This window comes from Pseudomonas huaxiensis, assembly GCF_003231275.1.
Taxonomy (GTDB): domain Bacteria; phylum Pseudomonadota; class Gammaproteobacteria; order Pseudomonadales; family Pseudomonadaceae; genus Aquipseudomonas; species Aquipseudomonas huaxiensis.
Map to the genome: position 1 here is coordinate 14790 of NZ_QKVL01000032.1, position 25742 is coordinate 40531.

Here is a 25742-nt window from a genome sequence, read left to right on the forward strand (position 1 = left end):
AAGGGGATTTTCATGCAGGATCCGAAGGTCTATGTGGTCGATGACGACCAGGGCATGCTCGACTCCACGGTCTGGCTGCTCGAATCCGTCGGCCTCAAGGCGCTGCCCTTCACCAGTGGCCAGGCGTTTCTCGATGCCTGCGAGGGCGACTTGCCGGCCTGTGTGCTGCTCGACGTGCGCATGCCCGGCATGGGCGGGTTGAGTGTTCAGGAAGCGCTGCGCGCACGCGGCGTTGACCTGCCGGTGATCTTCGTCAGTGGGCACGCCGACGTGCCCATCGTGGTGCGGGCATTCAAGGCCGGCGCCTGCGATTTCATCGAAAAGCCCTACAACGACCAGTTGCTGCTGGACAGCGTTCAGGAAGCCTTGGGCCGCTCCTCGAAAGTCCAGGTGGGAAGCCGTCAGCGCGACACGGTGCAGGCGCGGATCGACAGCCTGACCCCGCGCGAGCGGGACGTGTTCCTGCCGCTGGTGCAGGGCTACACCAACCGCGAGATTGCCGAGCAACTGGAAGTCAGCGTGAAGACCGTGGATTTGTACCGTTCGCGGGTGATGAAGCGAATGCAGGCCGAGCACCTGCCTGATCTGGTGGGCATGGCGATTGCCTGTTCGCTGGTGGATCCGTTGCAGTTGCGGTGAGGGATCAGGAGATTTAGCGCCGCTCATGCGGCGCATCGCTGCGGTTCGGCGCCTCGACAAGCCATCTCCCACAGGTATGTCACGCCATGCACCAAGGCCGGCAACGCCAAACTCACCGGCGATGGCGCGTTGCAATCAATGTGGGAGCCGGCTTGCCGGCGATGCGCCGCGCGGGCGGCGCTCAATCTCCAATGCGCTGAAAATCAGTCGGCTAGCACATGGCGGCCACAATTTTCAGCTCAAGGCCTGCGCCCCAGCAGCAACCCCACCACCAGCCCGAAACCCGCCGAAATCGCCACGGTCTGCCACGGATGGCCGCCAATGTAGGTCTCGGTGGCGTCCACCACCGGCTTGACCTGGTCGCGCACGCTGCCGACTGCATTACTTGCCTGCTTGAGCTTGAGCTGTAATTGCGCCCGCAGGGTTTCGGCTTCTTCGCCGACCAGCGCGGCGCTCTCGCTCAGCAGCTTTTCCGATTCTTCGATCAGTGCCTGCAAGTCACTGAACGCCTGATCCTTGATTTGCTCGCTTTCGCTGTGCAGGGTGCTTTTCCTCGCCATGAATACTTCCTCGGGTAAGTGATGGACCTACAGAATGGAGTGTCCGTCTGTACGGAAAGTTGCAGTGGTTTGCCGGGCGTCGGCGGCTACAGTGTAAGATAGCGGCCATTTTCACGCGGCAGGAATTACCCCCATGAGTTTCAATCTGGCCAACAAGAGCTTTGCCGAGCGGGCGGAGATCGAGGATGAGAAAGCGCGGCTGTTCGAGCTGTGGCAGACCAACCTGGCCAAGGCCAAGGGCGAAGCGGCCCGCATGATTGGCGAGAAGCCGCGGCGCAAGGGCAAGTGGGCCGAGTGGGTGCGCGCGGAGCTGGACAGCATGACACCGCCGGAATTCGCCAACATGGTGCGCAGCGAGATCAACAAGCTGATGGCGGCGGCCAGCGCCGGGAAGTCCTGACCCAGGCCGCATGCCTCAGGCTATTCAGCATTTTTGAGGCCGGGCGCGCCCTGCGCTCGGTCTCGACATCCCTCCTAAAATCCGACAAAAAAACCAGACCTCTCGCTCAAGATTGAAATTCGGACACATTATGAAAGATACTGTTTCTCATTAACGTCCGATAACTCCTCCCACCGGCGATCCTTCTTCCCATGCTGACGTCTCCCGTGTCCGGGCTGCTGGCCAGTTTCCAGGAACACTACGATGAGCTGTTGCAGTTCCTGACCCGGCGCATGAACGACCGCCAGCGCGCGGCCGATGTCGCCCAGGAAACCTACCTCAAGCTGGTGAAGATCGAGCAGCAGGCGCTGCCGGTGCTGCATGCGCGCAGTTTCATTTTCCGCGTCGCCGGCAACCTGGCGATCGACACCTTACGCCGCGAACAACGCCAGGAGAGCAACCTCGGCGACAGCGACGCCGCAGCGCAAATGGCCTGTCCTGCGCCAGCACCGGAGGCGGCGCTGCTGGCCCGGGAGCGTCTGGAAATTCTTGATGAAGCCTTGTTGCAACTGTCGGACAACGCCCGTCAGGCGCTGTTGCTCAATCGCGTCGAGGGCCTGACCCAGGCGCAGATTGCACAACGGCTGGGCGTTTCCGAGAGCATGGTGGCAAAATACATCGGCCAGGCCCTGCGCCATTGCCGGGATTGGCTCAAGCACAACCATGACTGAAGCCTCCATGTCCGAACCGCAGCCACTGACCGACCTTTCCGACGATGCCATCGACTGGCAGGTCCTGTTGCATTCGGGCAACGCCAGCCAGGCCGACCGTGAGCGTTACCAGCGCTGGCGCGGGCTCAGCGCCGAGCATCTGGCCGCCGCTGAAGAGGCCGAAGCGCTGTGGGGCGATCTCGGTCACACCCAGACCGCGATGCAACTGCCGAAGGCCCCGCATCGTCGCCATTGGGGTTCGGCCATCGCCGCCTCGCTGCTGGCGGCCATGCTCGGCTACGGCGGCTGGCAGCAGGCCCCGGCGCTGCTGGCCGATTACCACACCAGCACCGGCGAGCGTCGCACCATCACCCTGGAAGATGGCTCGAAGGTCACCCTCAATAGTGCCAGCGCGCTGTCGGTGAATTTCAGCGGCGAGCGCCGGACGGTGTCGCTCAAGGCGGGCGAGGCGCTGTTCGAACCGGCCGCGGACCCGCGCCCCTTCGTGGTGGACAGCGGCGCCGAGGCGGTGCAGGGCAGCGACGCGGTGTTCAGCGTGCGTCGGCAGGGCAGCGTCAACAGCGTGGTGGTCACCCGTGGCGAAGCGCAAGTGGGCGAGCGGCGCGTGACGGTCAGTCCTGACGCCCAGGCCCAGACCGCCTGGCAACGCGGCAAGCTGATCTTCAATGGCCGGCCGCTGCGTGAAGTGATCGCTGAACTTGAGCGCTACCAGCACGGGCGCATTCTGATCTCCGATAGCCAGGTGGGCGCGCTGCAAGTCAGCGGCGTGTTCGACCTCAATGACCCCCATGCGCTGCTGCGCACCCTCGAACAGCGCTATGCGCTGAAGGTCACCTACCTGCCGTGGTTGGCCGTGCTCTACTGATTTTTTCCGGGCGAAAATAATTTCGGAAAGTCACTGCAAGTTCTTCGACGCCAGATCGTCGTAGTGGGACTGATCAGCAATCCGTTCTCATTTACGTTTACCTGTCTGGAAGAAAACAGTGAAAGGTCCGTTCAACTCCGCCGCGCGTTCCACCGACTATTTCAAGCATGCCGTGCTGGCATCCTCCGTTGCCGCCGCGTTGCTCGGCGCCGTTGCCGTGCAGGCCGCCGAGGCCGTCGCCCCGGTACAGGCCGCCGCTTCGCAGGCCCGCCAGGTCAGCCTGGACCTGCCAGCGCAAAGCCTCGACCAGACCCTGACCCGCTTCGCTGACCAGGCCGATTTGCACCTGCTGTTCACTACCAGCGATGTCGCCGGGCTGTCCAGCACCGAGCTGCGTGGCATCTTCAGTATCGAAGACGCGTTGCAGCGGCTGCTGGCTGGCAGCGGCATGAGCTGGCAATTCAGTGACGCGCGCACGGTGATCCTGCGCAAGGGCGAGCCGCAGGCCAGCGTCAGCCTCAAGCCGATCGAAGTCAGCGTTGCCTCGCGTACCAGCACTTCCATCAGTGAAATCCCTGGTACTGTCTGGGTGGTCGACCAGGAGCAATTGAAAGAACAGATCAGCAGTGGCGTCAGCCTCAAGGAAGCCATCGGCAAGCTGGTACCAGGCCTCGACCTGGCGCCGGAAGGGCGGACCAACTACGGCCAGAACATGCGCGGCCGCAACGTGCTGGTGATGATCGACGGCGTCAGCCAGAACAGCTCCCGCGGCCTGTCGCGGCAGTTCGACAGCATCTCGCCGTTCAACGTCCAGCGCGTCGAAGTGCTGTCTGGCGCCAGCGCCATTTATGGCGGCGGCGCCACGGGCGGCATCATCAACATCGTGACCAAGAAGGGTGAGCCGGGACCGGCGCGCTTCGAAACCCAGGTTGGTGCCAGCAGCGGCTTCAACAACAGTGATGACCTGTCGACCCGCGTCGCCCAGTCCATCAGCGGCGGCAACGAGCGCATCAATGGCCGCCTGGGCGTTTCCGCCGAGCAGAACGAAGCCTTCTACGATGGCGCCGGCAACCAGATCTTCATCGACAACACCCAGACCGACCTGCAATACAACCGCACCATCGACGTGATGGGCAGCCTCGGCCTGCAGTTTAACGAGCAGCAGAGCCTCGACCTGCTCGCCCAGTACTACGATTCGGGCAACCACGGCAGCACCGGGATCTTCTTTCCGCACCTGAACTACAACGCCCCGTCGGACCTGGAAAACGCCGAGCTGCGCAGCGGCTACTCCACCGACCTGGAGCCGCGCACCAAGCGCTTGCTGCTCAACGCCAACTATCACCACGCCGACGTGCTTGGTCAGGACTTCTACCTGCAGGCGTCGTACCGCAAGGAAGACGACAACTTCTACCCGTTTCCCTACTACAACTCGGGCACACCGACAGGTTCCCGTGGCGTGTACTTCGCCGCATCGCAACAGAACTTCGAAGTCAGCAGCCTGAAGGCGTTGTTCGCCAAGCAGTGGGACAGCCTCAAGCTGACCTACGGCGTGGACCTCGACCGCGAACGTTTCAACGCCGAGCAGACCACCTTCGACGCCCGCACTTCGTCGAGCAGTGGCGGCCTGGATCTGAACGAGGCGAGCAAGGCGGCGCGCTATCCCAGCTACCGCGTCGACGGCATTTCCGCCTATGCGCAACTTGATTGGCACCTCACCGACAACCTGACCCTGTCCGGCGGCGCCCGGCGCCAGCAGATGGACGTGGATGTCAGCAACTTCAAGGGCGTTCCCGGCGGCAGCAACGATTACCAGGTCAGCCTGTACAACCTTGGCGCAATCTATGACTTCAAGAACGGTCATCAGGTCTGGACCAACTACGGCGAGGGCTTCGACCTGCCGGACCCGGCCAAGTACTACGGCAAGGCCGGTATGAGCGTCGAGGACAACCCGCTGGCGGGGATCAAGAGCCGGCAGGTGGAAATGGGCTGGCGCTACGCCGACCTGGACTGGGATGCCCAGGCCGCGGTGTATTACATCTGGTCGGACAAGATCATCAACGTCGATTCGAAAACCCTGACCATCAACGTCGATGAGAAGAAGAGCCGTGACTTCGGCTTCGAAGGCGCGCTGACCCGCCACTTCGAAAGCGGCTGGGAAGCCGGCACCACCCTGCATCTGGTGCGCTCGGAGGAAGAAGACGCCAGCGGCGACTGGATCAAGCGCGACGCACGTTATGCCTCGCTGTCCAAGTCCACCGCCTTCGTCGGCTGGAAGGGCGATGGCCGCAGCGCGCGCCTGCAGGCGAACAAAGCCTTCACCCTCAAGGACGATGCCGACCACAAGATCAGCGGTTACACCACCCTCGACCTGCTGGGCAGCCAGGACACCGGCTTCGGGACTTTCAGCGCCGGCATCCAGAACCTGCTGGACAAGCAGTACAGCACCGTTTGGGGCCAGCGCGCGACGCTGTTCTATTCGCCGGTTTACGGCCCGGCCTACCTCTACGACTACCAGGGGCGCGGCCGCACCTACACCCTGACCTGGTCGCTGGCCTACTGATCCGGCCAAGGCACCTGGCGAGCGCGCCGGGTGCCATCAGGGCAATCGTTCCCCTGTAACAATATGAATTACCTCCGTGGGGTTTGCGGCTTTGTCGCGAACCTCTCGGGCCGTAGGCTATCCAACGCTTGGTGATGCCCACGTGCGGAGGTGATTGTGTTCGAACGCGCCCATTCCATCCTGATCGGTACCGCGCTGATCTTCTCGGTCAGCGGGCCACTGCTGGCCGCCACTGCCGACAACCCGCAAAACAGCCCGATCCACCGGGCCAATCCCAACAGCCGCCAAGGCACGGTGCCGGCCACGCCGCCCATGCCCGGACCATCCACCGCACCCAATCCGCGTCCGCCGACCCTCGAAAACCGCGGCATCGGCAATGGCGACAACCTGCGGCGTGAACAACAGACGCCGCGTCTGGAACCCTCCCGTCCGCCCCGCGATTCACAGCGCGCGCCGTGATCGCCCCTCGAAAGGAATCCCGCATGACTCCACGTTCCTGGCTACTCGCCCTGGGTGCCGCCGTTCTCTTGCCGCTCGGTGCCCAGGCCGCTCCCGAACGCACCTTCCCCAGCGAAGACGGCACCCTCAAGGTCAACACTCTGGCCGAGGGCCTCAAGCATCCGTGGGCCCTGGCCTTTCTCCCGGGAGCCCAGGGCATCCTGGTTACCGAACGCCAAGGCAACCTGCGGGTGATCGGCGCTGAAGGGCGGGTCGGTCCGCCGCTGAGCGGCGTGCCGGAGGTCTGGGCGCAAGGGCAGGGCGGGTTGCTTGATGTGGTGCTGTCACCCACCTTCGACAAGGACCGGCTGGTCTACCTGTCCTACGCCGAAGGCGGTGGCGACGGGGGCACGGCGGGCACCACGGTGGGGCGCGGACGGCTGTCAGCCGACCTTGCCCGGCTTGAGGATTTCAACGTGATCTTCCGCCAGGAGCCGAAGCTCTCGACCGGCAACCACTTCGGCTCGCGGCTGGTGTTCGACCGCAATGGCTACCTGTTCATCGCTCTGGGCGAGAACAACCAGCGGGCCACCTCGCAAGACCTCGACAAGCTGCAGGGCAAGGTGGTGCGCATCCTGCCTGATGGCGAGGTTCCCAAGGACAACCCCTTCGTCGGGCAGAAAAACGTGCAACCGGCGATCTGGTCCTATGGCCATCGCAACCAGCAGGGCGCCGCGCTCAACCCCTGGACCGGGCAGCTCTGGACCCACGAGCACGGCCCGCGTGGCGGCGACGAAATCAACATCCCCAAGCCCGGCAAGAACTATGGCTGGCCGCTGGCGACCCACGGCATCAACTACTCGCTGCTGCCGATACCCGAGGCCAAAGGCAAGGAAGTGGAAGGGACCGTGTCGCCGCACCATGTCTGGGAGAAATCCCCGGCCATCAGCGGCATGGCCTTCTATGACAACGAGCGCTTCAAGGCCTGGGACCACAGCCTGTTCATCGGCGCGCTGGCGGCGCAGGAAGTGATTCGCCTGCAACTGAACGGCGACAAGATCGTCCACGAAGAGCGGATGCTCGGGCAGTTGAATGCCCGGGTCCGCGATGTGCGTGTCGGGCCGGACGGATTCCTGTATGTGCTGACGGACGAAGAAGACGGGCAGTTGTTGAAGGTGGGGTTGGCCGAGTAATTCGCGGCCGTCTGTGCGGGCCTCATCGCCGACGATGCCGGTAATGAGGCCCCTGAAAATCCCTACACAATCCGCGTCATCCCTGATGTACCCTGTGCCCTTTTTCCCACCGAGGGCCTGCATGTCCAGCGTCAACACCCCATTGGCCCTCTACCAGCAGGCCATCACCGCCCAAGGCTTCGTCGCCGACCCCGCCCAGCAACAGGCCGCCCAGGCCCTGCAGGCCTGCTTCGAGGCTGTCGAGCGTGGTGAAGTGGCCAATGGCGTCTACCTCTGGGGCCCGGTCGGGCGCGGCAAGACCTGGCTGATGGACCAGTTCCATCGCTGCCTGACCATTCCCGCCCGGCGCCAGCACTTTCACCATTTCATGCGCTGGGTTCACCAGCGTCTGTTCCAGCTCAACGGCACCGCCGACCCGTTGCAGGCTCTGGCCCTTTCCCTGGCTGAAGAAATCCGCGTGCTGTGTTTCGATGAGCTGTTCGTCAACGACATCGGCGACGCGATCATTCTCGGCCGTCTGTTCCAGGTGCTGTTCGAGGCCGGCGTGGTGGTGGTCGCCACTTCCAACCAGCCGCCACGGCAGCTCTATGCCGATGGTTTCAACCGCGAGCGTTTCCTGCCGGCGATCGAGGCGATTGAGCGCTGCATGACTGTGATGCCGGTTCACGGCGAGCAGGACCACCGCCTGCATCCGGGCGCGTTGCATCAGCGTTATTGGGTCCGCGATCCGGCGGTGCTGGCCGGCGTGTTCGCGCAATTGAGCGGTGACGCGCCGGCGACCAGCGAAGACCTGGAAGTCGGTTATCGCACCCTCCAGGTAGTGCGCCGCAGCGACAAGGTGCTGTGGTGCGATTACCCGCAACTCTGCGAACAACCGTTGGCGGCCATGGAGTTCATGGCTCTGTGCGAGCGTTTCGACGCCATCCTGCTGGGCGGTGTGCCGGCCCTTGGCGCGCCGACGCGGCCGGGCAAGATCGCCCGCGGCACCGAGGACGCCGCCGAACGGGTTGTGGCGGGAGACCGCGAACTGCCGCAACTGTCGGTGCAGGATGACGGCGCCCGGCGCTTCATCGCGCTGGTCGATGAGTGCTACGACCAGCGCGTGGCCCTGTACCTCGAAGCCGAAGTCCCGCTGGAAGCGCTCTACACGCAAGGGTATCTGGAGTTCCCGTTTCGGCGGACCCTCAGCCGGCTGCGGGAGATGCAACTGCAACGCTTTTGCTGAGGGTTTGCGTAGGTCCCTTGACAGGCATGCCGGAAGTTTCCCTGCGTTCTTGAGATCGAGCGCCGCGCGGGCGGCGCTCGATCTCAAGAACGCTGAAGAACTATCGGCTAGCACTTGGTAGCCATGACCAGATCCTCTGACAGGCAACTCGTCGCCAACCCTTGCTGTCACAAGCTCTGCCAGCCCAGGGTAATCATCACCAGCACCAGATAGCGCCCGCCTTTTGCCAGGGTCACCAGCAGCACGAAACGCCAGAACGGCTCGCGCATGATGCCGGCGATCAAGGTCAGCGGGTCGCCGATCACCGGCATCCAGCTCAACAGCAACGACCACTGGCCATGGCGGCGGTAGCGCTGCTGGGCCTTTTCCAGTTGCGCGGCGGAGAAGGGGAACCAGCGTTTGTCGCGCCAGCGCTCGATGGCCCGTCCCAGCAGCCAGTTGACGATCGAACCCAGCACATTGCCCACCGTCGCCACCAGCCACAGGCTCGCCACGGCGGCCGGGTCGTGGAGCAGCAACCCTACCAGCACCGCCTCGGACTGCAACGGCAGCAAGGTGGCGGCGCCGAACGCCGCCAGAAAAAGACCCCAGTAACTCAACACGGCATGGCCACAATCATCGCTCGACAAGCCCCGTAGGATATTTCCCGGATATCGCCGCTGCCAGTGAGGAAATCTTTGCTGACATGATCGTTCTTTAAATAGAACGCTAAAGCGAATTTTCGCTATCTAGTGCCAATAAGGTTCTGAATTTAATCTTCTCCCATCAACGCAAACGCAGCCGAGCGGCCTCAATATCGGGGCACGGGCCAACTAATCGTCAGGGGAATGTTGCAGATGAACAGCGCCGATCAAGACAACCGCAACGTGGTAACACTGGTGATCCAGCACAAGGCCCGCGCCGACGCGCTCGCCCAGTATGAAACCTGGCTCAAGCGCGCGGTCAGCGTCGCTCGCCAGCAGCCTGGTCACCTGGACGTCAACGTGATCCGCCCGGACGCCGATGGGCGCCACTTCACCACCGTCGTGCGCTTTGCCCAGGCGAGCCAGTTGCAGGCGTGGGTCAACTCCGCCGAGCGCCAGGCGATGATCAATGAGGTCATGCCGCTGTTGGAAGATGGCGACAACACCCAGGTCCATGACGACCCCGAATTCTGGTTCACCCCGCCCAGCCTCAACGCGCCACAACCGCCGCGCTGGAAACAGGCATTGCTGACGTACCTGGTGATCTGCCCGATGACCTTTCTGATCCCGGCGCTGCTGGCGCCGCTGTTCGCGCAGTTCCCGCTGCTGGGTGGGCGGATCATCGGCAACATGATTGGCAACCTGTTCGTCATTTTGCCGGTGGTATTTTTCATCATGCCCTGGCTGACCCGTCGCACCGCCGCCTGGCTGCGCGCCTGAACGTTTTCCACACCCTGAACTCAAGACTCAAACCACCTGTTTCCCGGAGATACCACTATGAGCACTCTCGTTACCCGTGATGGCACCGCGATCTATTACAAAGACTGGGGCAGCGGCAAGCCCGTACTGTTCAGCCACGGCTGGCCGCTGGATGCCGACATGTGGGATGTGCAGATGGAGTTCCTGGCCAGTCGCGGCTACCGCGCCATCGCCTTCGACCGCCGTGGTTTCGGCCGGTCCAGCCAGCCGTGGAACGGTTACGACTACGACACCTTCGCCGATGATATCGCTCAGTTGATCGAGCACCTCGACCTGCGCGACATCACTCTGGTGGGCTTCTCCATGGGCGGCGGCGATGTCACCCGCTACATCGCCCGGCATGGCAGCGAGCGTGTCGCCGGCCTGGTGTTGCTCGGCGCGGTGACCCCGCTGTTCATCAAGACCGCCGACAACCCCGATGGCGTCGACAAATCGGTGTTCGACGGCATCAAGGCTGGCCTGCGCGCCGACCGCGCCCAGTTCATCGCCGACTTTGCCGCGCCGTTCTATGGCATCAACCATGGGCAGCAGGTTTCCCAGGGCGTGCAAGCACAAACGCTGAACATCGCGTTGATGGCGTCGCTCAAGGGCACCCTGGATTGCGTGACGGCATTCTCGGAAACCGACTTCCGTCCGGACATGGCGAAGATCGACGTGCCGACGCTGGTGATCCACGGTGACGACGACCAGATCGTGCCGTTCGAAACCACCGGCAAGAAGGCCGCGGAGATGATTCGCGGGGCGGAACTGACGGTGTACAGCGGTGCGCCGCACGGGTTCGCGGTGACCCATGCACAGCAGTTGAATGACGATTTGCTGGCGTTTTTGTCGCGGTAAGTCGGGTTCACGGCCACAAGGCCAAACTACTTCGAGGCGAGGATCGGGCGAGGGCTGCCCGGTCCTCGCTTCGATCGTTTTGGCGCCCTTGAGATCGAGCGCCGCCCTAGCGGCGCATCGCGACGGTTCGGCGCCCCGACAAGCTCGCTCCTACAATGTGGTCAACTAACTGTAGGAGCGAGCTTGTCGGGGCGCCGAACCGTCGCGATGCCTTCCCTATCCCCCCACTCACGCCATATCGCTCTGCGCAAACTCCTCCGCCAGGTGGTCAATCAGCGAGCGTACCGACGGCAGCAACCCGCGCCGCGACGGGAAGATGGCATGGACAATCCCGCAACGCGGATGCCACTCCGGCAGCAACTCCACCAGCCGACCCTCGGCCAGGTCTTCACGCACCGCGACCCGCGGCAAATGAGCGATGCCCACTCCCGCAACCACGAAGTGACGCAAGGCGAACAAGTCGTCGGTGACCATCCGTGGTTTGTGCGGGATCACCAGGCTGGTGCTCATGTCCTCGCCCTGGAACAATTCCCACTGGTATTCGCGCTGGGCGCTGCCCCAGTGAACGCTGGGCAACTGGCTGAGCATCTGTGGATCGAAACCCTTCGGCAAACGTTCGAGAAGTGCAGGCTGGCCGACCAGGCATTGGGTGCTGTTGCTCAGCACCTTCATCACCATGTCGGTGTTCTCCAGCGGCGGAAAGCGCACCCGCAGCGCTACGTCGACGCCTTCGTGAAGCAGGTCGACGCGGCGGTTGGTGCTCTCGATGAACAGCTCAACCCGTGGGTACTTGAGCATGTAGCGGGTCAGCATCGGGCCGACCCAGGAGTTGAGCAGGGTGGTGGGGCAACTGATTCGCACCAGGCCGCGGGGTTCGCTGAGGTTGCGCGCGATGACTTCCGCCGCGCCTTCGGCCTCGACCCGCATGGCCGTGCAACGGCGGTAATACTCCTGGCCGATTTCGGTCAGCGAGCAATGGCGGCTGGTGCGGTGCAGCAGGCGAACGCCAAGCCGCTCTTCAAGATCGGCGATGCGCCGGCTGAGCTTTGACTTGGGCATGTCCAGCGCCCGCCCGGCTGGGGCGAAGCCGCCGTGTTCGACCACTTGGGTGAAGTAATAGAGGGAGTTGAGGTCTTCCAAGGATCGTTCTCCGGCTGGAACGCTTGTGGAAAACCGGGGAGTCTATCTCAGCAAAGGTGATCTTTCAGGTCTCTTGAGCTCTCAGAGGGTAGGTTGCTGTAGGAGCAAGCTTCGCTCCTACAGCAGGGCTCGGTTCAATCCACATCCGCCTCGAACAGCCGCTCCAGGTCCAGCCGCGCCTCCTGGGCGGTCTGCATCACCTTGGCCTTGTCGTCGCGGACACGCCCCTGAACGCTGAGCACTTCCTCGTCATGCCGGGTAAAGCGCTGGATGCGATCCGCCGCTTGCGCCTCGCTCAAACCCAGCCCCACCAGCGTCAGCCGGCTCATTTCCAGGCTGGAGTGGAAAGTCTCGCGGATCGGTTCGGCGCCCACGTCCACCAGCTTGTGCACATGCTGGCGGTTACGCGCCCGGGCGATGACTTTGAGGTGCGGGTACAACTGCTTGACCCGTGCGGCGGTGCGGGTGGTGATCTCCGGGTCGTCGGTGGTGATGACGAAGTATTCGGCCTCGCCGACCTTGGCCGCATGCAGCACTTCGGGGCGCTGCGGGTCGCCATAGAACACCGGCGCCTGTTCGAACATACGGGTCATTTCGATGGCATCCACCGACGTTTCCAGGGCAACGAAGGGAATCTTCTGTGCGCGCAGGATGCGCGCGATGATCTGGCCCATGCGGCCCATGCCGACAATCACTACCCGCGGTGCATCGGTGGCGATGTTCTTGTACTGCTCCGGCACTTCGCGGGCCACTTGCGGGCGTTTGCCGAGACGGGCGCACCCCAGCAGCAACAGTGGGGTGATGGCCATGGACAAGGTGATGGTCATCAGCAGCAGGTCGAAGGTCTGGGCGTCGAACAGGCCCTGGTCGCGGCCCAGCTTGAACACCACGAAGGCGAACTCGCCGCCCGCCGCCAGCACCACGCCGAGGCGCAGGGCACTGACATTGCTGAGCCCACCGGCAAGGCGCCCGACCAGCATCAACAATGGCAGCTTCACCCCCACCAGCAACAGGGTCAGGCCAAGCACCACCAGCGGCATCTGCACCAGCAGGCTGAGGTTGGCGCCCATGCCGACGCTGATGAAGAACAGCCCCAGCAATAGGCCCTTGAATGGTTCGATCTGCGATTCCAGCTCATGCCGGTATTCCGAATCGGCGAGCAACAGCCCGGCGAGGAATGCGCCGAGCGCCATGGAAATCCCGGCTTCTTCCATCAGCCAGGCAGTGCCGATGACCACCAGTAGCGCGGTAGCGGTGGACACTTCCGGCAAGCCGGTGCGGGCCACGGTGCGGAATAGCGGGCGCAGCAGGTAACGGCCACCGACGATGACAATCGCGATGCTGCCGAACACTTTCAGACCGTGCTCTAGGCTGTCGCCGTGGCTGGTGTCCGGGCCGCTGGCGGCCAGCAATGGCACCAGGGCGATCAGCGGAATTGCGGCGATGTCCTGGAACAGCAGGATGGCGAATGCCAGTCGGCCGTGAGGCGCGTTGAGTTGTTTGCTTTCGGCGAGGCTTTGCAGGCCGAAGGCGGTGGACGACAGCGCCAGCCCCAGGCCAAGCACCAGCGCGGCCGGCAGCGACTGGGCAAAGCCGAACAGGGCAATGGCGCCGATCACCGCACCGGTCAGCAGCACTTGCGCCAGGCCGACGCCGAACACCGACTTGCGCATCAACCACAGCCGACGCGGCGACAGCTCCAGGCCGATGATGAACAGGAGCAGGACCACGCCCAGCTCGGAAATATGCGCGACGCTTTGCGTGTCGCGAATCAGCCCCAGCGCCTGCGGACCAATGACCACCCCGGCCAGCAAATAGCCGAGCACGGCGCCGAGTTGCAGGCGCTTGGCCAGGGGGACGGTGATGACTGCGGCGAGGAGAAAAATCACTGCGGTTTGCAGCAGGCTGCCTTCGTGTGGCATCGCTCGGACTCCATGAGCTGCATGAGGCAGCGTTAAAAAAGAGCCTGCATTTTGGCGTCGGGGTCAGGGCGGGACAATCTGTCTGAATGGCGACAGATCGTCCACCTGAGGGGGACAGTAAGCGGCTTGCTGCTTATTTGTACTGCGCGACCACTTCGTCCTTGCCGTCGGTGGTCAGCCCGATCACCTGATAAGCGTCCTTGTGGTCGCCCATTTCCATGCCGGGCGAGCCCATCGGCATACCGGGCACGGCCAGGCCGCGCAGGTCAGGGCGTTTGGCCAGGACCGAAATCTGCTCCGCCGGCACATGGCCTTCGACGAATTTGCCGTCGATGACGCCGGTATGGCACGAAGCCAGGCGCGGCGCCACACCGAGGCGCTGCTTGACCGCGCTCATGTTCGGCTCGACATGGTCGTTGACGGTGTAGCCGTTGTCGCGCAGGTGGGTGATCCATTCCTTGCAGCAGCCGCAATTGGGATCGCGGTAGACATCGATGGTCTGGCCGGCCTGGGCCAGGGTGCTCATGGCCAGCAGACCGAGGGCGGCGAGGTTGTTTTTCAGCATTGTTCTATCTCCTTGGAATTCTGTGTGCTTGAGGGCCTCATCGCCGGCAAGACCGGCTCCCACATCAACTGTGGGCTTGCCAGCGATGAGGCTCTAAAACCTGAACCTCACCCCAGCCAGCCACCGCGTCTGCCCGACATCCCCGTCTTCATCCCGGGTCATCTCGGCCGTGTCGCCATACACCCGGTTGAACGACACCCCGACATAGGGCGCGAACCACGGCGTGATTTCGTAGCGCAGGCGCAGCCCGACCTCACTGTCCGACAGCCCGGAACCCTGGGTGCGGCCCGGGTCATCGCGGCCATGAAGGTTCACCTCCACGTTCGGTTCAAGCCGCCAGCGTTGGGTCAGGAGAATAGCGTACGCCGCCTCCAGGCGCAGCGCGGTTTGATGTCGCTCGCCCGCGTACAGCGTGGCTTCCAGCTCCATGCCGTAGAGCGGCGTGCCCTGGATGCCGAGGGCGGCCCAGGTCTGGCCGCTGCCTGGCTTGAAGTCCTGACGCAGGCCAGCGACCACTTCCCACCACGGGCTGACCGCATGGCCCCACAGCGCCTGCAGTTCGGCCTTGTGGGTCTTGCCCTGTTCGCGCTCGCCTTCCGTGCGCAGCCACAGCCGGTCGATATCGCCGCCGATCCAGGCATTGGCATTCCAGTTCAGCGCACTGTTGTTCTCGACGTCCTGATATTCAAGTTGCTCGACGGTCACCGCCCAGTTGATCTGCCGGTCATGCACCTGATGGCCCGGCAGCGGCGGGAAGGCGGCCTGGCGATCGGCGTCGGTGAGAGGTTTCAGTGGCGCGCGCGGCTGATCGGCGTCGGGCGTCGGGCTGCCGTGGTCCATGCCGCCATGGCTCATGCTGCCGTGATTCATCGCGCCATGATTCATGCTGCCGTGATCCATGCCCGCATGGTTCATGGTCGCTGCCCGCAGTTCTTCACTGCCCAACAGCAACACTAGAGCCATGCTGCCGAGCAGCGGCCGGTTGAGTCGTTCATTCATCGACGCGCACCTCGCGGAACATGCCGGTCTCCATGTGATAGAGCAGGTGGCAGTGATAGGCCCAACGGCCCAGGGCATCGGCGCTGACCCGGTAGCTGCGGCGGCTGCCCGGTGGCATGTCGATGGTGTGCTTGCGCACCTGGAACCGGCCGTGTTCATCCTCCAGGTCGCTCCACAGGCCGTGCAAGTGAATCGGGTGGGCCATCATGGTGTCGTTGACCAGGGTGATGCGCAGGCGCTCGCCGTATATCAGGCGCAAGGGCTCGGCGTCGGAGAAGCGCACGCCGTCGAACGACCAGGCGAAGCGCTCCATGTGTCCGGTCAGGTGCAGTTCTATTTCCCGGCCCGGCTCGCGGCCATCGGGGTCGGCGAAGGTGCTTCTGAGGTCGGCGTAGCTCAGCACACGGCGGCCATTGTTGCGCAGGCCGAGGCCGGGATCGGCGAGGTTGGCCTTCGGTGTCATGGTCTGCATGTCCACCAGCGGGTTATTGGTTTCCGACGCGGGGTGCTGCTGCATGCCGGGCGTGTTGCCGTGATCCATGCCGCTCATCTGGCTGTGGTCCATGCCGCCCATGCCCGCCATGGCGCCGTGATCCATGCCCATGTCGGCCATGCGCAGTCGCGGGCGTGGATCGGTCGCTGGCACCTCGGCTTGCAACCCCGGCGCCCGGGCCAAAGTGCCACGGGCGTAACCGCTGCGGTCCATGCTCTGGGCGAACAGGGTGTAGGCCGGCTGGTCGCCGACGCTGACCAGCACGTCATAGGTTTCCGCCACCGCCAGGCGCAGCTCGTCCACGGTCACCGGTTGCACCGGCTGGCCGTCGGCGGCGATCACGGTCAGCTTCAGGCCGGGGATGCGAAAGTCGAAATAGGTCATCGCCGAGCCGTTGATCAGCCGCAGGCGCAGGGTTTCGCCGGGCTGGAACAGGCAGGTGAAATTGCCCTCGGGCGCCTGGCCGTTGAGCAGGTAGGTGTAGGTGGCGGCGCTGATATCGGCGATATCGGTCGGGGTCATGCGCATCTGCGCCCATTCCGTGCGTTCGGCCAGGGTCGCGCGCCAGCCGTCACGGGCGACATCGTCAACGAAGTCGCCCAGGGTGCGCTGCTGCCGGTTGAAGTAATCGGACTGCTTTTTCAGCGTTGTCAGCAGCTCGGCGGGTGGCTGGTCGCTCCAGTCGCTGAGCAGCAGCACGCAGTCGCGCTGATAGACATGCGGTTCCGGCTCTCTCGGCTCGATGACGATGGCGCCATAGACGCCGGCCTGCTCCTGCAGCCCGGAATGGCTGTGGTACCAGTAGGTGCCGTGCTGCACCAGGGTGAAGCGGTAGAGGTAATCGCCACCGGGTTCGATACCGGCGAAACTCAGGCCGGGCACGCCGTCCATGTTGGCGGGCAGGATGATGCCGTGCCAGTGCAGCGACGTGGGTTCGGCGAGGCGGTTGCGCACCCGCAGGGTCACGGTGTCGCCTTCGCGCCAGCGCAGCACCGGGCCGGGCAGGCTGTCGTTGATGGTCAGCGCAGTGCGCGGCTTGCCGGTGAAGTTCACGGCCGTCTGGCCGATGAACAGCTCGAAGTGCTGGCCGGCCAGTTCGCCGCTGTTGCGCTCGCTGGCCCAGGCGTGCGGGCGCCAGAGGCCGAGGCCGCCAAAGGCGCCGGCCGCGGTCAGGCCCTTGACGAAGGTGCGTCGGGTCGGGAGGTGGGGCATGGGGTCGTCTGTCCATCAGCAAAGATGGGCTGACCTTAGTCGCATGGTGCTGTCAGAAAACTGAGGTTTGAATTACAGATTTGTCAGCGAGAAAATAGCGGGCTTCATGGCGTAATGCCAGTCAGTTAAACCTGTTCAGGCCCATCGCGAGCGAGCTCGCTCCTACAGTGTAGGAGCGAGCTCGCTCGCGATGGGCTGCAAAGCAGCCTGACTGGTATTGGGCTTCATGCGCGGGATTTTTGCGCCGCAGGATTTGAATGGTCGGTTGTACCAGGAGTAGCAATGGACAAAGTTATCATCATCACCGGTGCCAGCCGTGGCATCGGCGCCGCCACCGCGTTGCTGGCGGCGCGTCAGGGTTACCGGATCTGCATCAACTATCTCGCCGACGATGACGCGGCGCACCGCGTGCTGGCCCAGGTACGCGAATTGGGCGCCGAGGCGATCGCCGTGCGCGCCGACGCCAGCGTCGAAGACGAGGTGATCCACCTGTTCCAGCGGGTCGACCACGAGCTTGGCCGGGTCACCGCACTGGTCAACAACGCCGGCACCATCGGCCAGAAAAGCCGGGTCGAGGAAATGTCCGAGTTCCGTCTGCTGAAGCTGATGAAGACCAACGTGGTCGGGCCGATGCTCTGCGCCAAACATGCGCTGGCGCGGATGTCGACCCGCCACGGCGGCAGCGGCGGTAGCATCGTCAACGTCTCCTCGGTGGCCGCGCGACTGGGCTCGCCCAACGAATACGTCGATTACGCCGCCTCGAAGGGCGCGCTGGACACCTTCACCCTTGGCCTGGCCAAGGAAGTGGCGGGTGAGGGCGTGCGGGTCAACGCTGTGCGGCCGGGCTACATCTTCACCGACTTCCACGCCCTGAGCGGCGACCCGGACCGCGTCAGCAAACTGGAACCCGGCATCCCCATGGGCCGCGGCGGTCAGGCCGAAGAAGTGGCCGAAGCGATCCTGTGGCTGCTGTCGGACAAGGCGTCGTATTCGACGGGGAGCTTCATTGATCTGGGGGGCGGGCGCTAAGCGCGCTCGTCACCCAGCATCTGACTCACCCGCTCCACCAGCATCTCCAGGCTGAACGGTTTGATCATCACGCTCATCCCCGCGCCCAGCGGGCCGTCGCTGAGGGCGGCGCTCTCGTCGTAGCCGGTGATGAACAGCACCGGCAGGTGCGGGTGCAGGAGACGTACTTTCTCGGCCAGTTGACGGCCATTGAGGCCGCCAGGCAGGCCGATATCGCTGAGCAGCAGGTCCGGCCGCGGGCCGTGTTCAAGGGCGGGCAGGGCGGCGACGGCGGTTTCGAACGATTCGACCCGGTAACCGGAGTCTTCGAGGATTTCAGCGATCACCATGCTTAGCGCGGTCTGGTCCTCCACCAGGACGATCCGCCGACCGCTGTCGCGTTCGCTGAGTGATTCATCGGCTTCGGCAATGCCGGGCGCTGGCGCCTGGTGATGGCGGGGCAGGAACAGTTCGACCCGGGTGCCGGAGCCGGGTGTCGAGGAGATCCGCAACTGGCCGCCGGACTGGCGTACGAAACCGTAGGCCATCGACAGCCCCAGTCCGGTGCCCTGGCCCATCGGTTTGGTGGTGAAGAACGGGTCGATCGCGCGCTCGACCACTTCCGGTTGCATGCCCTGGCCGTTGTCTTCGACGCTCAGGCACAGGTAATCGCCGGGGGCGAGGTCCAGGGCGCGGGCCTGTTCGTCGTCGAGGCTCAGGTTGTCGCTGCCGATATCAATGCTGCCGCCGACGGGCAGGGCATCGCGGGCGTTGATGCAGAGGTTGAGCAGGGCACTTTCCAGTTGCGGCGGGTCGATCAGGGTCGGCCACAGGTGGGCGGCGAAGTGGCAGCGGACGTCGATGGACGGCCCGACGCTGCGACCGATCAGGTCTTGCATGCCACTGACCAGGCCGCCGACATCGGTCGCCTGCGGTTGCAGTGTCTGCCGGCGGGAGAACGCCAGCAGGCGGTGCACCAGCGATGCGGCGCGCTGCGCCGAGCCGCTGACGGCATCCAGCAGCGGGGTGAGGTCTTCGTAACGTTGCTGATGGATGCGCTGGCGCAGTAGCTCCTGAGCACCGAGGATACCGCCCAGCAGGTTGTTGAAGTCATGGGCGATGCCGCCCGTGAGCTGGCCGACCGCCTCCATCTTCTGCGCCTGACGCAGGGCTTCCTCGGCGCTGAGCAGGCGTTGCTGTTCTTCGATGCGCGCGCTGATGTTGTAGGCAAACAGGTACGCGCCCTGTTGCAGACCTTCGCTGTCATACAGGGTGTTGAAGCGCAGTTCATAGTGGCGGCGCCGCTCGCCGACACCGAATGCCGCGTTCTCGATAAAGACTTCCCCGGCCAGGGCGCGGCGCCACAGGGACAGGCCCAGCTCGCAGTCGGCGGGATACCGGCCCAATGTCTGCTCGACGGTGTCGCCGACGTTCGGTACATGGTCGTAGAGGAAGTGAAAGTCCTTCAGCGACTGGTGATTGATCGCCAGCCAGCGCAGGTTGCGATCCACCACCTGAACGCAGGCCACGCTGTTGTCGACCAGCATGGCGAACAGCTCGCGCTCGGCCACGGCGCCGAGAATACGCTGCTCCAGTTCTTCGTTGAGGTCCTGCAGGGCCTGTTCGGCGCGGCGTCGTGCCGTTACGTCCTTGAACAGCACGGCGACCTGACGGCGCTCGGCCGGCTCGATACGAAAGGTGCTGACCGAGAGAATACGGCCGGTGGCTACCAGTTCCTGCTCAAACTGCAGCGGTCGACCGGTGCGCAACACTTCGCCGTAGCGGGCGACCCACTCGTCAGCTTCGTCGGGCACCATTTCCCGCAGCTTCTGACCGACCACGTCGGGAATTCCGGTGTGCCGGGCGTAGGCCGCGTTGGCCGAGACATGGACGTAGTCACTGAGCGGGCCATGTGGGCCGTCGAAGAATTCGATGACACAGAACCCGTCGTCCATGGTGTCGAAGAGAAAGCGATAGAACGCCTCGTTCAGCGGTTGCTGCTGCACCCGTTGCTGCTCCAGCGCGGCATTGCGTTCCTGGAGTTCGCGCAGTTGCTGGCGCAGGGCGTTCAATTCGCTGGTGGGCATGGGGCTTTCCGAAGGTGAACCATGCGGAACTTTAGCCTGACGAGCGGGGTGGCGGCTAGAACGAGCGTACGATCCGTCCGAGTGTCTCCATGGCTTTTTCTGATTGATCGCTCCATGGGCTGCCGTAGTTCAGGCGGATGCAGTTGCGAAAACGTTGGGTCGGCGAAAAGATCGGCCCCGGTGCAATGCTGATGCCTTGGGCCAGGGCCATCTGGAACAGCTTCAGCGAGTCCATGCGCTCGGGCAGTTCCAGCCAGAGGAAGTAGCCGCCTGACGGCTGGCTGACCCGCACTTGCGCCGGGAAGTGCCGGGCGATGGCGGCAAGCATGGCGTTTTTCTGTTCTTCCAGGGCATAGCGCAGGCGCCGCAGATGGCGGTCGTAGCCGCCGTGCTGGAGGTAGTCGGCGATGGCAGCCTGGGCCGGCATCGAGGCGCACAGCGAAGTCATCAGCTTCAGGCGCTCGATCTTCTGCGCGAAGCGTCCGGCCGCGACCCAACCGATGCGGTAGCCGGGCGCCAGACTCTTGGAGAAGGAACTGCAATGCATCACCAGCCCCTCCGTGTCGAAAGCCTTCGCTGGCTTGGGCGCTTGCTGGGCGTAATACAGCTCGGCGTAGACGTCGTCCTCGATCAGCGGCACTTGATGCTGGCGCAGCAGCTCCACCAGCGCCTGCTTGTTGTCTTCCGGCATGCTCGCGCCGACCGGATTCTGGAAGTTGGTCATGCACCAGACCGCTTTTACCGGGTGACGCTCCAGGGTCTGTGCCAGCACGCCGAGGTCGATGCCGTCGCGCGGGTGCACGGGAATTTCCACGGCCTTGAGCTTGAGCCGTTCCAGCACCTGCAGGCAGGCATAGAAGGCCGGCGCCTCGATGGCCACCAGGTCGCCCGGCTCGGTGACCGCTTGCAGGCACAGGTTCAGGGCTTCCAGCGCGCCGTTGGTGATCAGCAGTTCTTCCATCGGCAACATCAGCCCGCCGACCATGTAGCGCAGGGCAATCTGCCGGCGCAGGTGCGGGTTGCCCGGTGATAGGTCGGTGACCACCATGCGCGGGTCCATGTCGCGACTGGCGCTGGCCAGCGAGCGGGCCAGGCGCGGCAGGGGGAACAGCGCCGGGCTGGGGAAGGCCGAGCCGAAGGGCACGGTGTGCGGGTCCTTGATCGACTCGAGAATGGAAAACACCAGCTCGCTGACATCGACCTCGGTGGACTCATTGGCCGATTCGCTGATCTGCGGTTCGCTGAACGGCCGCGGGGCGTGGGCGTTGACGAAGTAGCCCGAGCGCGGCCGGGCGCGGATCAGCCCGCGCCGCTCCAGCAGGTAATAGGCCTGGAACACCGTGGACGGGCTGACCCCGTGGGTCTGGCTGGCGTAGCGCACCGACGGCACTCGCTGGCCGGGGCCGAGGACCCCGGAGTAGATCAGTTCAGCAATGTCGTCGGCGAATTTCTCGTAGCGTTTCATCATGGCTCTGCACGGTCGGACTGCAACGCAGTGTATGTGATCAGCGGTTCAGCGGCGCGACGAAACGGCTGCGGGCAACGCTGCGGATGTTCGGCTCGTCGCTGTCCACCAATTCGAAGTCCAGCTCCAGCGAACTGCTCGCGGGACGGTCGCTCAGCATCGCCACCGATACCGGCAGCTCGGCCATTTCGCCGGCGGGGATGCTGAAGTGGGTCTTGCCGTGCAGTTCGAAGCCCTCGGCTTTGAGCAGGCGCAGGTCGTAGTTCTGCGGTTGCAGGGTCTTGTTGATGACCTTGAGGATGTAGATGTTCTCGATCTGGCCGAGTGCGTTCTCGCGGAACAGGCCACGGTCCTTGATGATGTCCATCGACACCATTGGCCGCTCGTGCAAGGCGATCGCCAGCGCGCCGATCATCACCACCAGCACCGTGACATAACCCAGCAGGCGTGGGCGCAGCCAATGGGTGTGGCCACCTTGCAGGCTGTGTTCGGACTTGTAGCCGATCAGTCCGCGAGGGTAGTTCATCTTGTCCATGATGCTGTCGCAGGCGTCGATGCACGCCGCGCAGCCGATGCATTCCATTTGCAGGCCGTCGCGGATGTCGATGCCGGTCGGGCAGACCTGGACGCACATGGTGCAGTCGATGCAGTCACCGAGGCCACTGGCCTTGTGGTCCACTTCCTTTTTACGCGGTCCGCGGGACTCGCCGCGGCGCGGGTCGTAGGCCACGGCCAGGGTGTCCTTGTCGAACATCACGCTCTGGAACCGGGCGTACGGGCACATGTGCATGCACACGGCTTCGCGCATCCAGCCGGCGTTGATGTAGGTGGCGCCGGTGAAGAACAGGATCCAGAACAGGCTGACCCCGCCTGCCTGCAGGGTGAACAGCTCTTCGGCCAGCGGCCGGATCGGCGTGAAGTAACCGACGAAGGTCAGGCCGGTCATTACGCTGATGGCGATCCACAGGGTGTGCTTGGTGGCGCGCCGGGCCAGCTTGTTGACGCCCCACGGCGCTTTGTCCAGCTTCATGCGCTGGTTGCGGTCGCCTTCGGTGACCTTCTCGCACCACATGAACAGCCAGGTCCAGGTGCTCTGCGGGCAGGTGTAACCGCACCAGACGCGGCCGGCAAACACGGTGATGGCAAACAGGCCGAAGGCGCAGATGATCAGCAGGGCCGAGAGCAGGATGAAATCCTGCGGCCAGAAGGTCGCGCCGAAGATATGGAACTTGCTATCCGCCAGGTCCCAGAGTACGGCCTGGCGACCGTCCCACGTCAGCCAGGCGGTGGCGAAGAACAGCAGGAAAAGGAAACCCGCGCCACCCAGGCGCAGGTTGCGGTACAGACCGGTGAAGCTGCGGGTGTAGATGTGTCCGTCGCTGCTGTTGGCGGCCTTCTTCTTGTGGGTCGGCTCGGCAATTTCAACGATCTGGACGGGAATATGTTCGCTCATGGTTCGTCGCTCATCAGGCCTCGATCAGGCCAGAACACTATGGCGACCCATCTGTTTGCATAACAGGCTCAGGTATTTCTATAAAAACCGTATCAGATCGTCCTCGAAACGGCTCCGGGCCTTAGATTATCGAGCCCGGAACGCTACTTTTCAGATGCCTGCGACCATCCACCGCACCCGCTACAGTCAGCGCATCGGCCTCGGCTTCGGTGATGGGTACACGCTTGCCGGCCAGTTCGGCGACCGACATGCGCAGGTCTTCATCGGTGGTCACCTGAACTTCGCTGGCAGCGCCTTCGATATTCAGGTCTTCGCCGATCAGGGTGCAGCGTTGGGTCTGTTCGTTGATTTCTACAGGCATGACGGTGTCCTCGGTAGGCGCGAGCGTGCTCGCGAACGGGCTGCAACGGCCCTTACTGTAGTGACCCCGCCCGGTGTCCGGTTACTGGCCCTGACCGATCAGCGGTCATATCGCACTTTGCCGAGCCCGCCGTTGTCCATCCCATAACTTCCCTGACGATGGACACGGCCATGGACGCTTGGTGGCATGAGGTGTGGGTGACGCTGGTGGCGGAATTCGCCGACATTACTGATGCCAAGCAACTGACGCAGGTTTCAGTGCGCCTGGTGATGGCGGCGCTGCTGGGCGCGGTGCTGGGGTTCGAGCGGGAGATGAAGGGCAAGGCTGCCGGGGTGCGCACCCACATGCTGGTGGCGATCGGCGCGGCGCTGTTTGTGCTGGTGCCGCGCATGGCCGGGGCCGATGATGCGGCGTTGAGCCGGGTGGTGCAGGGCATCGTTGCGGGGATCGGCTTTCTCGGTGCCGGGACCATTCTCAAAGGCCATGATCAGGACGCCAGTCATGTGAAGGGCCTGACTACCGCCGCCGGCCTGTGGATGACCGCTGCAATAGGCGTGGCCGCCGGTATGGGACGCGAAGCCACGGCGCTGGTCAGCACGTTGCTGGCGCTGGCGGTGCTGGGGGTGATGCCGCTGGTGGTGAATCGCCTGGAAGGCAAGGATGAGGAACACGAGGAGAAAAACTGAAAGGCCGGAATGCACTGAGGGGAGCCGAAGCTCCCCTCAAAGATTGTCGCGTGCTCTTTTTTTGTTATTGGAGGGCGGCCTATTGTTGTTTTTGGCAGCCGTTGCCTCTTTGGTGCATGTTCGATCCCCATCCGGGATCAAGAGCAAACGTATTTTTTTGAGCGCTGATCGACCTTCATCATTGCTGATCCAACCGTGACGGACGCTACCTTGAGGTAGTTTTATTGTTCTCTGTCTGGTTGCGGGGCACGCCCCCGAAAAGTCATCCTCTCCAAAAAAATCAGTTAGCTTCGCCTCTACCGTTTTGTTCTTGTTGTTCGAGAGCCGTTACGTCTTATTTTTATTGGGTTTGCCGCATTTCTTATTGTTGTTGTACGGAAGATATAGCAGGTGCCGTGCCAACTTTTTAAAACCTAATGAAATCAATGGTTTAGAGGTTTCAGGGGAAAAGCTGGCACGGGGAATTCTGCTGATTTGTTTCCGTGTTACCCGGAATTTCCCTGTGAAGTGTGAAGGCGGTAACACTTTGTGTCAGCGGGGGAGGTGTTACCGCCGGGCCTCAGCCGGCGTTACGGGCGCGCGCCACACGGGAGCCATTGGCACGGCCCAGCACCGCGCTGATGCGCTGGCCGGCCTGGATGAGTTTTTCCAGGTCGATGCCGGTCTCGATGCCCAGGCCTTGGAGCATGTACAGCACGTCTTCGCTGGCGACGTTGCCGCTGGCGCCCTTGGCGTAGGGGCAGCCACCGAGGCCCGCGACCGAGCTGTCGAATACGTTTATTCCTTCCAGCAGGCTGGCATAGACATTGGCCAAGGCCTGGCCATAGGTGTCGTGGAAGTGCCCGGCCAGTTGCGGGCGCGGCACCTGGGCGCCGACCACGTTGAACAGGTGGCGGGTCGCGCCGGGCGTGCCGGTGCCGATGGTGTCGCCGAGGGAGACTTCGTAGCAGCCCATCTCGTACAGCTCGCGGGCGACCGCGGCGACCTGGCTGGCGTCCACCTCGCCTTCATAAGGGCAGCCCAACACGCAGGACACGTAACCGCGCACGCGCACACCGTGCTGGCGCGCACCCTCCATGATCGGCACGAAGCGTTGCAGGCTCTCGCTGATGGAGCAGTTGATATTGCGCTGGGAGAACGCCTCCGACGCTGCGGCGAACACCGCCACTTCCTTGACCCCGGCGGCGAGGGCGTCCTCGAAACCGCGCAGGTTCGGCGCCAGGGCCGCATAGGTGACACCGGGCTTGTACTGGATTCCGGCGAAGACTTCGGCCGACCCGGCCATCTGCGGCACCCACTTCGGCGAGACGAAACTGCCGACTTCGACGTAGGACAGGCCGGCAGCGGTCAGGTCGTCGACCAGCCGGACCTTGTCCGCGACGCTGATGGGTTGGGCTTCATTCTGCAGACCGTCGCGAGGACCGACTTCGACCAGACGAACTGTGGCGGGCAATGGCATGGCTTCGGGTTTCCTGTGTGGGC

23 protein-coding genes and 1 pseudogene are annotated in these 25742 nt (G+C 63.7%); 12 read left to right on the plus strand and 12 right to left on the minus strand.

All coding sequences use genetic code 11. The annotated features are described in order from the left end of the window. Positions 1–12 precede the first annotated feature (12 nt). Positions 13–639, plus strand: a complete 627-nt coding sequence (locus DM374_RS24775) for a response regulator transcription factor (protein WP_095157148.1) — start codon at positions 13–15, stop codon at positions 637–639. Positions 640–878: 239 nt separating this feature from the next. Here DM374_RS24775 and DM374_RS24780 read toward each other — a convergent pair whose 3' ends face one another. Then, positions 879–1199 carry a DUF883 family protein gene (locus DM374_RS24780; RefSeq protein ID WP_110972242.1) on the minus strand — a complete coding sequence of 107 codons (321 nt, stop codon included), beginning with the start codon at positions 1197–1199 and terminating at the stop codon, positions 879–881. A gap of 133 nt (positions 1200–1332) precedes the next feature. Between DM374_RS24780 and DM374_RS24785 the strand changes: the two genes are divergently transcribed. The 7 genes and pseudogenes from DM374_RS24785 (at position 1333) to zapE (ending at position 8590) form a co-directional block, all read left to right on the plus strand. Then, positions 1333–1599: a hypothetical protein gene (locus tag DM374_RS24785; protein WP_095157150.1), complete on the plus strand. Its 267-nt coding sequence runs from the start codon at positions 1333–1335 to the stop codon at positions 1597–1599. 191 nt (positions 1600–1790) lie between these two features. Beyond that, positions 1791–2297: pseudogene (locus DM374_RS24790) on the plus strand (RNA polymerase sigma factor); the annotation flags it as partial. A 4-nt stretch (positions 2298–2301) separates the two neighbouring features. Then, positions 2302–3174: a FecR family protein gene (locus tag DM374_RS24795; RefSeq protein WP_110972244.1), complete on the plus strand. Its 873-nt coding sequence runs from the start codon at positions 2302–2304 to the stop codon at positions 3172–3174. A gap of 118 nt (positions 3175–3292) precedes the next feature. Continuing rightward, positions 3293–5734 (plus strand): TonB-dependent siderophore receptor, encoded by a 2442-nt coding sequence (locus tag DM374_RS24800; protein ID WP_110972245.1) that lies wholly within the window; start codon positions 3293–3295, stop codon positions 5732–5734. 177 nt (positions 5735–5911) lie between these two features. Beyond that, positions 5912–6193: a hypothetical protein gene (locus DM374_RS24805; RefSeq protein WP_404821377.1), complete on the plus strand. Its 282-nt coding sequence runs from the start codon at positions 5912–5914 to the stop codon at positions 6191–6193. Between the two features lie 23 nt (positions 6194–6216). After that, positions 6217–7365, plus strand: a complete 1149-nt coding sequence (locus DM374_RS24810) for a PQQ-dependent sugar dehydrogenase (RefSeq protein WP_110972247.1) — start codon at positions 6217–6219, stop codon at positions 7363–7365. Between the two features lie 121 nt (positions 7366–7486). Then, positions 7487–8590, plus strand: a complete 1104-nt coding sequence (zapE, locus tag DM374_RS24815; protein ID WP_110972248.1) for a cell division protein ZapE — start codon at positions 7487–7489, stop codon at positions 8588–8590. 167 nt (positions 8591–8757) lie between these two features. Here the strand turns inward: zapE and DM374_RS24820 are convergent, their stop codons facing one another. Then, entirely contained in the window at positions 8758–9192 is a 435-nt protein-coding gene (locus DM374_RS24820; RefSeq protein WP_110972249.1) for a YqaA family protein, read from the minus strand. Positions 9193–9426: 234 nt separating this feature from the next. Between DM374_RS24820 and DM374_RS24825 the strand changes: the two genes are divergently transcribed. Next, entirely contained in the window at positions 9427–9993 is a 567-nt protein-coding gene (locus tag DM374_RS24825) for an antibiotic biosynthesis monooxygenase (RefSeq protein ID WP_110972250.1), read from the plus strand. Positions 9994–10050: 57 nt separating this feature from the next. Beyond that, entirely contained in the window at positions 10051–10869 is an 819-nt protein-coding gene (locus DM374_RS24830) for an alpha/beta fold hydrolase (protein ID WP_110972251.1), read from the plus strand. A 228-nt stretch (positions 10870–11097) separates the two neighbouring features. Here DM374_RS24830 and DM374_RS24835 read toward each other — a convergent pair whose 3' ends face one another. The 5 genes from DM374_RS24835 to DM374_RS24855 all read right to left on the minus strand — a co-directional run bounded on the left by DM374_RS24835 (position 11098) and on the right by DM374_RS24855 (position 17200). After that, on the minus strand, positions 11098–12009 hold the full coding sequence (locus DM374_RS24835) for a LysR substrate-binding domain-containing protein (RefSeq protein ID WP_110972252.1): 912 nt from the start codon (positions 12007–12009) through the stop codon (positions 11098–11100). 134 nt (positions 12010–12143) lie between these two features. Beyond that, positions 12144–13931, minus strand: coding sequence for a monovalent cation:proton antiporter-2 (CPA2) family protein (locus DM374_RS24840; protein ID WP_110972253.1), 1788 nt, complete (start codon positions 13929–13931; stop codon positions 12144–12146). A gap of 133 nt (positions 13932–14064) precedes the next feature. Further along, positions 14065–14496: a DUF411 domain-containing protein gene (locus DM374_RS24845; RefSeq protein ID WP_110972254.1), complete on the minus strand. Its 432-nt coding sequence runs from the start codon at positions 14494–14496 to the stop codon at positions 14065–14067. A gap of 93 nt (positions 14497–14589) precedes the next feature. After that, positions 14590–15495, minus strand: a complete 906-nt coding sequence (locus DM374_RS24850) for a copper resistance protein B (RefSeq protein ID WP_110972255.1) — start codon at positions 15493–15495, stop codon at positions 14590–14592. Beyond that, positions 15488–17200, minus strand: coding sequence for a copper resistance system multicopper oxidase (locus DM374_RS24855; RefSeq protein WP_110972256.1), 1713 nt, complete (start codon positions 17198–17200; stop codon positions 15488–15490). The genes DM374_RS24850 and DM374_RS24855 overlap by 8 nt, the downstream gene beginning before the upstream one ends. Before the next feature lie 282 nt (positions 17201–17482). Between DM374_RS24855 and DM374_RS24860 the strand changes: the two genes are divergently transcribed. Beyond that, positions 17483–18229: an SDR family oxidoreductase gene (locus DM374_RS24860; protein ID WP_110972257.1), complete on the plus strand. Its 747-nt coding sequence runs from the start codon at positions 17483–17485 to the stop codon at positions 18227–18229. Here DM374_RS24860 and DM374_RS24865 read toward each other — a convergent pair. The 4 genes from DM374_RS24865 to DM374_RS24880 form a co-directional block, all read right to left on the minus strand. After that, on the minus strand, positions 18226–20295 hold the full coding sequence (locus DM374_RS24865; RefSeq protein ID WP_110972258.1) for an ATP-binding protein: 2070 nt from the start codon (positions 20293–20295) through the stop codon (positions 18226–18228). The genes DM374_RS24860 and DM374_RS24865 overlap by 4 nt on opposite strands. A 55-nt stretch (positions 20296–20350) precedes the next feature. Then, positions 20351–21760, minus strand: a complete 1410-nt coding sequence (mapR, locus tag DM374_RS24870; RefSeq protein ID WP_110972259.1) for a GntR family transcriptional regulator MpaR — start codon at positions 21758–21760, stop codon at positions 20351–20353. Between the two features lie 40 nt (positions 21761–21800). Then, positions 21801–23213: a cytochrome c oxidase accessory protein CcoG gene (ccoG, locus tag DM374_RS24875; protein WP_110972260.1), complete on the minus strand. Its 1413-nt coding sequence runs from the start codon at positions 23211–23213 to the stop codon at positions 21801–21803. A gap of 121 nt (positions 23214–23334) precedes the next feature. Next, complete coding sequence (locus DM374_RS24880; RefSeq protein ID WP_095157216.1) at positions 23335–23574, minus strand: DUF3203 family protein; 240 nt, start codon at positions 23572–23574, stop codon at positions 23335–23337. A 170-nt stretch (positions 23575–23744) separates the two neighbouring features. On the opposite strand from DM374_RS24880, the gene DM374_RS24885 reads away from it, so the two are divergent. After that, positions 23745–24260: an MgtC/SapB family protein gene (locus DM374_RS24885; RefSeq protein ID WP_110972261.1), complete on the plus strand. Its 516-nt coding sequence runs from the start codon at positions 23745–23747 to the stop codon at positions 24258–24260. Between the two features lie 559 nt (positions 24261–24819). Here DM374_RS24885 and DM374_RS24890 read toward each other — a convergent pair. Continuing rightward, positions 24820–25719, minus strand: a complete 900-nt coding sequence (locus DM374_RS24890) for a hydroxymethylglutaryl-CoA lyase (protein ID WP_110972262.1) — start codon at positions 25717–25719, stop codon at positions 24820–24822. Positions 25720–25742: the final 23 nt, after the last annotated feature.